The sequence below is a fragment of the Streptomyces sp. CNP082 genome (genome assembly GCF_059570535.1).
The window spans coordinates 61,890-73,070 of sequence record NZ_JCANSZ010000039.1 but is presented as its reverse complement, the minus strand read 5'-3'; the positions used below and the strand labels follow the sequence as shown (position 1 = coordinate 73,070).

Genomic DNA, 11,181 nt, shown 5'->3' with positions numbered 1-11,181 from the left:
GCCACGGGAGTACCGGTCTACTTCTGTGACCCGCACTCGCCCTGGCAGCGCGGATCGAATGAGAACACCAACGGCCTGCTGCGGCAGTACTTCCCCAAAGGCACCGACCTGTCCGTCCACAGCCCAGAAGACCTCGAACACGTCGCCCAGCAACTCAACGGCCGACCACGCAAAACGCTCGGCTGGAGAACACCAGCCGAGCGCCTGCGTGATCTACTGACGACCACGTAAGCCATCAGGTGTTGCGAGGACCCCGAGAATCTGCCAATCTGCCCCCTGCCGCGGGCCCTTTCGTATGCCTGCTTCCGCCGATCGCGAGACCTCACACCGGATTGCCCCGGCATGTCTCACCTGTCTCGCCTCCCGACCAGGGCGTACGGGCCCACTGTGGGGCCGAGATTCAGCGGGCTCGGTTCAGCGCCGCCGCGATTCGCGCAGTGGCGGACTCATCAGCACCGTGCAGACACTTCGCGTAGACGCGGAACGGCACGGCGACGCATCCGCCGGTTGCCGCGTCGGGCTATTCGGGTACGACGACCGCGCGCCCGCGCAGCGTCCCGTCGTGCAGGCGCCGGTAGACCTCGGGTGCGTCGGCGAGGGAGAAGCGCTCGGTCTCGACGTGCACCTGGCCGGAGCGCGCCAGATCGAGCACCTTGACCAACTCCGACCGCGATCCCCCGTACGGGTACCGGACACTGGCGTCGTACGGCTTGGCCAGCATGCCGACCGGTGTGGTGGTTGCGCCGACCCCGACCAGTGTTGGCGACGAAGTCGAAGACGGCCGTGACGCCCGCGGTCCCGACGACTCGGTCGATGTGCGCGGCTGCCGTGTCATCGGAGAGGAAGGCGTGGTGCGCTCCGACGTCCTTGGCCCAGCATCATCGGCAGCGGATAGCCGAACTGGCCGTACTCGGCCTCGCTCAGACCCATCACGAACGAGTCCGAGTGGCATGCCCCGGCAGCGGTGGCGCGGATGCGTACCTGCCCGGGACCCGGCTCGGGCTTGGGCACTTCCTTCACCTCGGGCTCGGCACCGACTCGGGTGTACCGCAATGCCTTCATCCGCCTTCTCTTCCTGTCGGTCCCAGCGCCACTGCCGAAAACCGTGCTACGGAAAACTGCAGCACTCGCGCGCTGCGCCCTCAACCGCAGGGCCTGCGCTGCGGGCCGTCAACCGGCGGTCGGGAGGCTCCGAAGTCGAGACTGCCCGTGCCGGGGGTTTCCGGCGGTGCTGTAGCCATCCGGGTGAGGGGACGGCGCGACGCGGTTGCCCAGGCTCCATCGGTCCGGGGGCTCCATCAGTACGGGTTCGGGTGATCGGCGCGAGGCGGGAGGCGAGGTGGAGGCTGCCGGCGCTCCCCCCGCTGCCTCGGGCCCTCCAGCCGGATCATCTCGCACGGCACCACCGTGAGGTATCGGCCTCGGTACCCTCGCTCAGGCAGCGGCGATCACCCGATGGGAGGGGCAGGTGTCCGGTCTCGACATCGGCGACCCGCGTGAGGTGGGGGGCTATCTGATCGAGGGCAAGTTGGGCGCTGGCGGTATGGGGCGGGTCTACCGCGGGCGGTCGCCCGGTGGGCGCGTCGTCGCGGTGAAGGTCGCCCGGGCGGAGTTGGCCGCCGATCCCGGGTTCCGGGCGCGCTTTCGCAGTGAGGTCGAGGCGGCCCGCCGGGTGGGCGGTTTCCATACCGCGCAGGTCGTGGACGCCGACCCGGACGCGGAACCGCCGTGGATGGTGACGGCCTACATCCCCGGGCGTTCCCTGGACCAAGTGATCACCGAGGACGGCCCGTTGGGCGCGGGGGCCTTACGAGCGCTGGGGGCGGCGCTTGCGGAGGCCCTCCAGCCCATCCATGCCTGCGGTCTGGTCCATCGTGACCTGAAGCCCTCCAACATCATCATGGGTGAAGACGGGCCGCGGGTACTGGACTTCGGTATCTCCCGCGCGCTGGAGGAGACCCGGCTGACGGCAACCGACCAGGTGATCGGCACCCCGGGGTACCTTGCCCCCGAGCAGGTCACGGGAGGGCAGGTGGGTCCCGCCTGCGATCTGTTCGCGCTGGGGGCGGTGTTGGTGTACGCGGCCGGCGGCCGGGCCTTCGGTAAGGGTTCACCCATGTCGCTGATGTACCGGGTCGCGCACAACGACGCGGACGTATCCGTGCTCCCCCAGCCGATGAGACCGGTCGTCGCGCGCTGCCTTCGCCGCGATCCGTCCGCCCGGCTGACCCCGGCAGAACTCCTGACTGCGCTCAACAGTGCGTCCATGGACCACGCCGCGCCCACGACGCGCGGCAAAACGGCGCCGACCCCTCACGCACGAGATGACAGCGCTCCCACGCACCCGCCCACGGAGCTCGACGCTGCCGGGTCGGAGGGCTTCCAGCCGTTCTGGTTCGCCGTGCCGGAATACCGAGAACTGGCCGGTGAAGAAGGCAACCCGCTGTCACCGGCAGAAGAACTGCCCCCAGGCACATGGCACCTCGCCATCGGAGAACGGGGAGACGCACTCCTCGTACACACCCTCACCGGCCAACGCCGGCTCCTCCGCAACGCGAGGGGCATCCAGCGGGGCTAGGGCTCGGCAGAGGACCCGGTCGTCAGGGCAGCTCCCCTTTCCACGATCGGACCGGGTGAAAATGCGGGGGTTGTCCGGTTCGCCTAGATTCCGCACTGGACGGACCTGCACTCGGGGTATGTGAGCGGAGGATCGGTTATGGCGGCATGGACAGCCGACGAGCTTGACCGGATTGGTACCGCGGAGGAGCTGAACCTTCAGTCGCTGCGCGGTGACGGCAGTCTGCGTGATCCGGTGACCATGTGGGTCGTACGCGACGGGGACGACGTCTACGTCCGGTCCGTCAAGGGGGTGCAGGGGCCGTGGTTCCGGGGGACCCGGGCGCAGCTTGCGGGGCGGATCCGGGCGGGCGGGGTGGACAAGGAGGTCGCGTTCGTCGACGTCGGGGGCGGGGGTGAGACCGCGCCGCGGCTGGATGCCGCGTACCGGGCCAAGTACGGGCAGTATCCGGCGGACGTCTTCGACAGCGTCGTGACCCCGCAGGCCCAGGCCGCCACGATCCGGCTCGTGCCGCGCTGACCCGGCCGCCGCTCGCATCCCGCCCCCGGCGGGGGCGGCACGGGCCCGGAGCTGCCCTGCGGCAGGGAGGTCTGCGGCGTACGGCCCCGCTATAGGCTGCGTACACCTGTTCCTCCCGGAGGGAGCGCCGCCGTGATCGACACCACCGTCCCGCACATAGCGCGGGTGTGGAACTACTGGCTGGGCGGCAAGGACGACTACGAGGCCGACCGCCAGGCGGGCGAGCGCGTCAAGCAGGTGTTTCCGCAGATCACCGACATCGCGCGGGCCGACCGGGCGTTCCTCGGCCGCGCCGTACGGTTCCTCGTCGAGGAGGCCGGCGTCCGGCAGTTCCTCGGCATCGGGACCGGCCTGCCCACCGCGGGCAACACCCACGAGGTGGCCCAGTCGCTCGCGCCCGAGGCGCGGATCGTCTACGTCGACAACGACCCCCTCGTCCGCACCCGCGCCCGCGCCCTGCTCACCTCCTGCCCCGAGGGCGTCACCGACTGCGTCGAGGCCGACGCGCGCGACCCCGGGACGATCCTCGACGCCGCCGCGCAGACCCTGGACTTCGACCGGCCCGTCGCGGTCATGCTGCTCGGCGTCCTGCACTACGTGCCCGAGTACGACCGGACGCTCCAGGTCGTACGCCGGCTGCTGGACGCCGTGCCGTCCGGCAGCTTCCTGGTGATCACCCACGCCACCTTCGACACGGCACTGGGCGGTGCGGACGGCGCGGACGGCGCGGACGGCGCGGACGGCGCGGAGGGGAACGCGGAGGCCACCGAGTACTGGAACAAGAACGCGCCCATGCCCCTCGCGCACCGCGCCAAAGAGCTGATCACGGCCTACTTCGACGGGCTGGACCTCGTCGACCCCGGTGTGGTGTCCATGCCGCTGTGGCGCCCCGGGACGACGGCCTTCGGTGAGCCGCCGCCCCTCTTCGGCTGCAGCGGCGTCGGTCGCAAGCCGTGACCGGCCGGGTCGAGCTGACCTTTCTGTCGCAGGTCGCGTTCCGGGGGCAGGAGATCACCGCGCCGCGGGTACGGGCCCTGCTCGCCCTGCTCGCCGGGGAGCTGCGGGGCGGGTGCAGCGTGGCGCGGCTCGTGGACGGGCTGTGGGGGGACGGGCTGCCGGCCGATCCGGCGAACGCGCTGCGGATCCTGGTGTCCCGGGCGCGGGCCCAGGTCGGGGCGGATGTCGTCGTCAGCACCCCGGCCGGGTACCGGCTGGCGCTGACGGCGGAGCAGGTCGACACCGCGGTCGTCGTGGAGTGTGCCGGGCAGGCGGCGCGGGCCGCGCGGGGCGGGGACCACGCCGCGGCGCTGGCCGCCGCCGAAGAGGGGCTCGGGTGGTGGGACGCGGCGCCGGAGGCGTCGGGGGTGCCGGCGGATCCGGTGGCGGAGCTGCAGGCCGCGCGGGCGCCGGTGTACGGGGCTCTCGTACGGGCCCGGGCCCTCGCGCTCGCGCGGGTGGGCCGGCGCGCGGAGGCCGCGGCGCCGCTCGCGGAGGTCCTCGCCGGGGCGCCCCGCGACGAGGAGGTGCTCGCCGAGCTGCTGCGCGCCGAGGCGGCGGCGGCCGGGCCCGCGGCGGCGCTCGCCCGCTACGACACGTACCGGCGCGAGCTGCGCGACGACCTCGGCGCCGACCCGGGCGCCGCGCTCACGGCCGTCCACCAGGAGCTGCTGCGGGCCGGCGCGCCAGCCGTCCGCCACGGCGTGCCGCACGACCCGAACCCACTGCTCGGCCGGGACGACGACCTCGCGGCGGTGGACGCGCTGCTGCGCTCCTCGCGGCTGACCTCGATCACCGGGCCCGGCGGGCTCGGCAAGACGCGCCTCGCGTACGCCGTCAGCCGGCGGGCGGAGCAGCCGCTCGTGCACGTCGTCTCGCTGGCGGGCGTACGCGCGGACGAGGACGTGGCCGGGGAAGTGGCCTCGGCTCTGGGGCGTGCCTCGGCCCTGGGGGGTACGGCTCCGCCCGGCACCGAGGTGCACGCCGCCATCGTCGCCGCCTTCGGCGGGCAGCCCGCGCTTCTCGTCCTCGACAACTGCGAGCAGGTCGTCCGCGGCGCCGCCGACCTCGTACGGGACCTGCTGACCCGCGCCGCCGACCTCCGCGTGCTCGTCACCAGTCGCGCGCCCCTCGGCCTCAGCTCCGAGGCCGTCTACCACCTTCCGCAGCTCACCCCCGCGACCTCCGCCGAGCTCTTCGCCCAGCGCGCCCGCGCCGCCCGCCCCGGTGTCGCGCTCCCGCCCGCCGACGTCGCCGGGCTGTGCCGGCACCTCGACGGGCTGCCGCTCGCCGTGGAGCTGGCGGCGGCGCGGGTGCGGGTGCTGTCCGTACCGGAGATCGCGCGGCGCCTCGGCGACCGGTTCGCGTTGCTGCGCGGCGGGGCGCGGGACGCGCCCGAGCGGCACCGTACGCTGCACGCCGTCGTGGACTGGAGCTGGAACCTCCTTCAGGAGGACGCGCGGGCCGCCCTGCGGGCGCTGTCCGTCTTCCCCGGCGGGTTCACCGCCGAAGCGGCGGATCACCTGCTGGGCGACGGCCGCGGGGATGTGCTGGCGCTGCTGGAGCAGTTGGTGGACCAGTCGCTGCTCAAGGCCGCCGACACCGCCGCCGGGATCCGCTTCCACATGCTGGAGACGGTGCGGGAGTTCAGCGCCGCCCGGCGGGCGGAGGCGGGTGAGGAGGAGGCGGTCACCGACCGCTTCCTGGGCTGGGCGCGAGACTTCGGGGTCGCCAACCACGACGCGCTGTTCGGCCTCGAACCGCTGCGGCACTGGCCCCGCCTGCACGCGGAGCAGGACAACCTCGTCCTAGCCCTGCGCTACGGCCTCGCCCGCGCCGACCACGCCACCACCGCCGCGGCCGGCGCCGTCCTCGCCGGCGTCTGGGCCACCGACTCGGCGAGCTTCCACCGCACCTTCGCCCTGGCCGCCGACACCGCCTGGCCGATGTCGCACTACCGCCCCGACCCCCGCCACACCGAAGTCACCCGCACCCTGTGCGCGGTGAACACCGCCGCCCCGTTCATGGGCTACGGGCCCCTCCACCCGCGCCATCTCGCCACCCTGCGCCGGCTGCCGCCCGCCGAGCCGGACACCCTGCTGCGGGCGCTCGCCGTCGTGCTGTGCGCCGTACCGGACATGCGCGCGCCCCGCTACGAGGCGCTGGACGAACTCCGCGCCAGCGACGCGCCGTTGCTGGCGGGCATCGCCGAGTGCGTCGCCAGCTATCTCCTGGAGCACGCGCACGAGCCGGCGCGCGCGCTGGCCGCCGCGCGCCGGATGCTCGCCGCGGTCGACGCCGTCCCCAACCCGTCCCTCAGCCTGCTGGCCCACTCCCGCTGCAGCGAATTGTGCATGGAGGCCGGGCTGGGCGAGGAGGCGTACAGGCACCTGCTGGCGGCGCTGGACGCGATGGTGCACCTGAGCGACCAGTCGCCGACGACGGGCCTGCGGCGCGGGCTGGTGCTGGCGTGCCTGCAGCGGGGGAAGCCGGACGAGGCGGAGCAGTGGCTGCGGCGGGTGGAGGAGGCGCGGTCGCCGGCGGAGCCGCCGCAGTCGGTGGCGGCCGATACGGGGGCGTGGGGGGAGATCGCGCTGTTGCGGGGGCTGACGGAGCTGGGGCTGAAGCGGTGGCGTACGGCGGTGGCGCAGTTGCGCGCCGCCGACCTGCCCTACGCCCGCCTCGCCGACCCGTCCGCGGCCTCGCCCGGCTCCCCGCCCGGCGACCGGCCCGCCGCCGCGCCCGCCGACCCGCGCGTCGCCCCGGCCGCCGACCTGCCCGCCGACCTGCCCGCCGACCCGGCCGCCGACCCCATGGCCGACTCCTGGGCCCTGCACCTCGCCGCCACCGCCGTCGCCGCCCACGCCCACGCCGGCCGGCTGGAGCCCGTCGCCGAGCTCGTGTCCGAGCTGGAGGGCCGGTTCCGTACGCTGCTCGCCGCGGACCTCCGCGCCGACGGGCAGGTCCCCGGAGAAGCCGGGGTCGACGGCACCGCCGTGCTGTGCCTGGGCCTCGTCCGCCTCGCCGCGGGCGGGGCCGACGAGGAATCGGGCGTACGGCTGCTGGCGCTCGCCGAACGGCTCTGCGTGCCGCAGTCGTTCCACCCCACGCTCTCCGCCGACCGCGCCCGCCGCGCCGCCGAGAACGCCAACGGGGCGGCGTACGCCGACGCGGTGTCGGAGTACGCCGCCCTGGGGCGGGACGAGCTGCGCGAGGTGGCCCGCGGGCTCATCGGGACTACTTCGGGTCGCGGTTGAACGACGCCTTGGACCACAGGTAGCCGAGCACGGTCAGCCCCAGGCACCAGCCGACGGCCAGCCAGCCGTCGTGCCCGATCTCCGTGCCCAGCAGCAGCCCCCGCAGGGTCTCGATGGCCGGCGTGAAGGGCTGGTACTCGGCGACCGGCTGGAACCACCCCGGCATCGCGTCGAGCGGCACGAAGGCGCTGGACAGCAGCGGCAGCAGGATCAGCGGCGTGGCGTTGTTGCTGGCGCCCTCGGCGTTCGGGCTGACGAGCCCCATGCCGACGGCGATCCAGGTCAGCGCCATCGCGAAGAGCGCCAGCAGCCCGAAGGCGGCGAGCCACTCCAGCGCGGTCGCGTCGGTGGAGCGGAAGCCTATGGCCACGGCGATGGCGCCGACGAAGACCACGCTGGCCAGGGCCTGGAGCACGCTGCCGAGGACGTGGCCGATGAGCACGGAGCCGCGGTGGATCGCCATCGTACGGAAGCGGGCGATGATGCCCTCCGTCATGTCCATCGCTACGGAGACGGCGGTGCCGACGGTGGTGCTGCCGATGGTCATGAGCAGCAGGCCGGGCACGACGTAGGCGACGTAGACGTCGCGGTCCGGGGTGCCGCCGGCGAGGCCCGCGCTCATGGTGTCGCCGAAGACGTAGACGAAGAGCAGGAGCAGCATGACCGGGGTGAGCAGCAGGTTGAGGGTCATGGAGGGGTAGCGCCTGGCGTGCAGCAGGTTGCGGCGCAGCATGGTGGACGAGTCGCGGACGGCGAGGGCGAAGGTGCTCATCGGGCGGTTTCCTTCTCGGGCGTGGTCTCGGGCGTGGTCTCGGGCGTGGCAGTCAGGGCGAAGAAGACGTCGTCCAGGTCGGGGGTGTGGACGGTGAGGGTGTCGGCGTGCACGTCGGCGGCGTCCAGCCAGTCGAGGATCGCGCGCAGCTCCCGCTGGGTGCCGTCGCTGGGGATCTGCAGGGTCAGCGCCTGGTCGTCGCGTACGGTCTCGCGCAGCGCGCCCGCGGCCCGCTCGTACGCCCCGGGGTCCTCGAACCGCAGCCGCACGTGGCCGCCGGGGACGAGCCGCTTCAGCTCCTCGGCGGTGCCGTGGGCGACGATCTTGCCGCCGTGCAGCACGGCGATGCTGTCGGCGAGTTCGTCGGCCTCTTCGAGGGTCTGGGTGGTGAGGAAGACGGTGACGCCGTCGGTCAGCAGCTCGCGGACGATCTGCCACATGTTGTGCCGGGAGCGGGGGTCGAGGCCGGTGGTCGGCTCGTCGAGGAAGATGATCCGCGGGCTGCCGACGAGCGTCATGGCGAGGTCGAGACGGCGCCGCATGCCGCCGGAGTAGGTGGACACGGGCTTGGCGGCGGCGTCGGTGAGGTCGAAGCGCCGCAGCAGCTCGGCGGCGGTCCGGCGGCCGTCGCGGCGCGACAGGTGGTGCAGGTCCGCCATGAGGAGCAGGTTCTCCTCGCCGGTGATGAGGTTGTCGACGGCGGAGAACTGGCCGGTGACCCCGATGGCGGCGCGTACGGCGTCGGGGTGGACGGCCGGGTCGTGCCCCGCGATGCGCACGTCGCCGGCGTCGGCGGTGATGAGGGTGGACAGGATTTTCACGGCGGTGGTCTTGCCGGCGCCGTTGGGGCCGAGGAGGGAGAAGACGGTGCCTTCCGGCACGTGCAGGTCGATGCCGTCCAGGACGGTCTTGTCGCCGTACGCCTTGCGCAGCCCGGTGGCGGCGATGGCGGGTGAGTCGGTGGTCGTCGTCATGCCCCGTAACCTGCGGGGCGCGGCGCTCAACGGCCTTTCAACGCGATTTCAGCGGTGGCCGGCCCGCGGAAAGCCGGTGAAACGCGCTGGTCGCGGCGGGCGCGGCACCGGGTTGTGATGCCACCATGACGCCCCTCAGACAACCATGACATGAATCACACCCTTGCCGGGCCTATTAACCCAAATGACCGATTCTCGGGTCTAGTTCAGGCATGCGGTCACCGCTAGATTCCTCCGCTGTCACTCTGCGTTCTCAGGGGAGGGTCTTGTGAGCCTGTGTTTCTTACCGTTCAAGAAGTACGCGGACTTCAGCGGCCGGGCGCGCCGGCGGGAGTACTGGTCGTTCATGCTGCTCACCGTGCCCCTGTTCGCCGCCCTCTGGCTGGCGGCGCGCCTGTCCGGGTCGCTCGCCCTCGCACTGGCGACCACCGGCTACTTCCTGGCGACCTTCCTGCCCTCGCTCGCGGTGAGCGTCCGACGGCTGCACGACTCGGGCAAGTCGGGCTGGTGGGTTCTTCTGGGGTTCCTGGGCCCGGGCTACATCGTGTACCTCGTCCTCATGCTGCGGAGCAGTGCTCTGGGGGACAACCGGTATGGACCCCATCCGAAGCCCGCTCCGATCCCGGCGCACGACGTTCCCCTGCCTCCGGCGGGCGGCGTCCCGCGCACCGAGGGGGCGTGAGTCTCGTACGCCTGGGGTGTGGCGGCAGCGACTCATCTCCGCCGCGCCGGGTGAGACGGCGTTCGTGGTCGGGCTCAACGCCTCGGCGATCTATACCGGCATCGGGCTCGGGACGCTGCTCGGCGGGGTGCTGCTGCCGCTCGGCACGGCGGAGGCCACGACGGCGGGGGCGGCGCTCGCGGTGGCGGCGGGGGCGTGGCTGGCGGGGACGCGCCGGTATCGCTGAGCGGGGGGGCAGGGTGGGCGGCCGGGGGTGAGGCGGCCGGGGCGCGGGAGCCTGCCGGGGCGCGGGAGCCTGCCGGTACGCACCGCCCCGTACGAGACGCCCAACCCCTCGGCGGGCACGCGCAGTTGGCGGAAATCCACGACCGGGCGCGCCGAGGACTGTCGCCCTGACGCACTCTGCATGCGGCGGCGGTTGTGCTGCAATCGACTATGGCCACGACCACCGGTGGAACCCCACCGTCCGCACGGGGCGAGCCCGCGCACCGGATGCGTACCGAGGTAGAGCGGTTACGTGACGAGGCGATCCGGCAGGGCCGACTCGCCCACCGCAGGGCCGAGTTCTGGGCCAAGGCCGACATCGCCCTCGGCTTCCCCGCCGCCCTGCTCGCCGCCGTCTCCGGCACCGCCGCGCTGGCGTCCGCGGACGCGCGGGTGCCGGCGGCGCTGGGCTCGCTGCTCTCGGCGGGGTTCGCGGCGGGGGCGGCGTTCCTGCGGAGCGAGCGGCGGCGGGTGGCGAACAAGTGCTCGCGGCAGGCGTGGGCGGCGGTGGAGGCGAAGGCGACCGTGCTGCTGGCGCGGGAGCGGATCCGTACGGCGGATCTGGCCGAGCTGTTCGAGCTGCGGCAGACGGCACTCGCGGCGTACGAAGGCGAAGAGAACCTCCGGGCTTGACGGACGAAGCTGACGGGCCTCGCGGAGCTGCTACGGGACCGGTGACCCGGGCCCGTACCTACTCCGTACCGCCCACCGACGGCAGATAGCGCGGCGCCCGCCACGCGTCCAGCCGGCTCTCCACCGCCCCGCCCAGCGTCAGCAGCTCGGCGTCCTGCCGGTCGCCGGCCATCAGCAGCAGCCCGACCGGCAGTTCACCGACGAACCCGGCGGGCACCGACAGCGACGGATACCCCGGACACCGCGGCCGGCGTGGACGACGGGATCACGTCGTTGTCGCCGCGTGCGCAGTCCGTCGTCCACGCGGGCGGGTTCGTGGGCGCGGCGATGGCGTCCAGGCGGTGGGCGGCCATCGTCTCGTCGATGGAGCGCCGCGACAGGTCGTTCAGCTCCGCGCGCATCGCCTGTAGCGGCGTACGACGAGAGTGAGGTCCGTACCGACTCGTCCTCCGCGAGGGCGGCGAGGGTGAGCGCGGTGGCGGTGAGGGAGCCGCGGTCCATGCGGC

11 protein-coding genes and 1 pseudogene are annotated in these 11,181 nt (G+C 73.3%); 8 read left to right on the top strand and 4 right to left on the bottom strand.

Going from position 1 to position 11,181, the window contains the following annotated elements:
• On the top strand, positions 1–231 hold a 231-nt coding region (locus tag B124_RS26410; protein WP_496505456.1), incomplete at its 5' end, for an IS30 family transposase.
• Between the two features lie 289 nt (positions 232–520).
• On the opposite strand, the gene B124_RS26405 is transcribed toward B124_RS26410, so the two are convergent.
• The gene (locus tag B124_RS26405; protein ID WP_496505455.1) at positions 521–721 is read right to left on the bottom strand and encodes a hypothetical protein; all 201 of its coding nucleotides are present in this window, start codon (positions 719–721) and stop codon (positions 521–523) included.
• 747 nt (positions 722–1,468) lie between these two features.
• Here B124_RS26405 and B124_RS26400 point away from each other — a divergent pair.
• From B124_RS26400 to B124_RS26385, 4 genes are all read left to right on the top strand, one after another.
• Positions 1,469–2,578: a serine/threonine-protein kinase gene (locus B124_RS26400; protein WP_496505454.1), complete on the top strand. Its 1,110-nt coding sequence runs from the start codon at positions 1,469–1,471 to the stop codon at positions 2,576–2,578.
• A 138-nt stretch (positions 2,579–2,716) separates the two neighbouring features.
• Positions 2,717–3,097 carry a DUF2255 family protein gene (locus B124_RS26395; RefSeq protein WP_496505453.1) on the top strand — a complete coding sequence of 127 codons (381 nt, stop codon included), beginning with the start codon at positions 2,717–2,719 and terminating at the stop codon, positions 3,095–3,097.
• A gap of 135 nt (positions 3,098–3,232) precedes the next feature.
• Positions 3,233–4,054: an SAM-dependent methyltransferase gene (locus B124_RS26390; protein ID WP_496505461.1), complete on the top strand. Its 822-nt coding sequence runs from the start codon at positions 3,233–3,235 to the stop codon at positions 4,052–4,054.
• Positions 4,051–7,350: an ATP-binding protein gene (locus B124_RS26385; RefSeq protein ID WP_496505452.1), complete on the top strand. Its 3,300-nt coding sequence runs from the start codon at positions 4,051–4,053 to the stop codon at positions 7,348–7,350. The genes B124_RS26390 and B124_RS26385 overlap by 4 nt, the downstream gene beginning before the upstream one ends.
• Here the strand turns inward: B124_RS26385 and B124_RS26380 are convergent.
• A complete protein-coding gene (locus tag B124_RS26380) occupies positions 7,331–8,122 on the bottom strand; it encodes an ABC transporter permease (RefSeq protein ID WP_496505451.1) in 792 nt (263 codons plus the stop codon). The two genes, B124_RS26385 and B124_RS26380, sit on opposite strands and share 20 nt — an antisense overlap.
• On the bottom strand, positions 8,119–9,096 hold the full coding sequence (locus B124_RS26375) for an ABC transporter ATP-binding protein (RefSeq protein ID WP_496505450.1): 978 nt from the start codon (positions 9,094–9,096) through the stop codon (positions 8,119–8,121). Before B124_RS26375 ends, B124_RS26380 begins: the two co-directional genes overlap by 4 nt.
• A 268-nt stretch (positions 9,097–9,364) precedes the next feature.
• Between B124_RS26375 and B124_RS26370 the strand changes: the two genes are divergently transcribed.
• The 3 genes from B124_RS26370 (at position 9,365) to B124_RS26360 (ending at position 10,675) form a co-directional block, all read left to right on the top strand.
• Positions 9,365–9,778 (top strand): DUF805 domain-containing protein, encoded by a 414-nt coding sequence (locus B124_RS26370; protein ID WP_496505449.1) that lies wholly within the window; start codon positions 9,365–9,367, stop codon positions 9,776–9,778.
• A gap of 16 nt (positions 9,779–9,794) precedes the next feature.
• A complete protein-coding gene (locus B124_RS26365) occupies positions 9,795–10,004 on the top strand; it encodes a hypothetical protein (protein ID WP_496505448.1) in 210 nt (69 codons plus the stop codon).
• 266 nt (positions 10,005–10,270) lie between these two features.
• Positions 10,271–10,675 (top strand): hypothetical protein, encoded by a 405-nt coding sequence (locus B124_RS26360; RefSeq protein ID WP_496505447.1) that lies wholly within the window; start codon positions 10,271–10,273, stop codon positions 10,673–10,675.
• A gap of 58 nt (positions 10,676–10,733) precedes the next feature.
• On the opposite strand, the pseudogene B124_RS26355 reads toward B124_RS26360, so the two are convergent.
• Positions 10,734–11,082: pseudogene (locus B124_RS26355) on the bottom strand (amidase family protein); the annotation flags it as partial.
• Positions 11,083–11,181 lie beyond the last annotated feature (99 nt).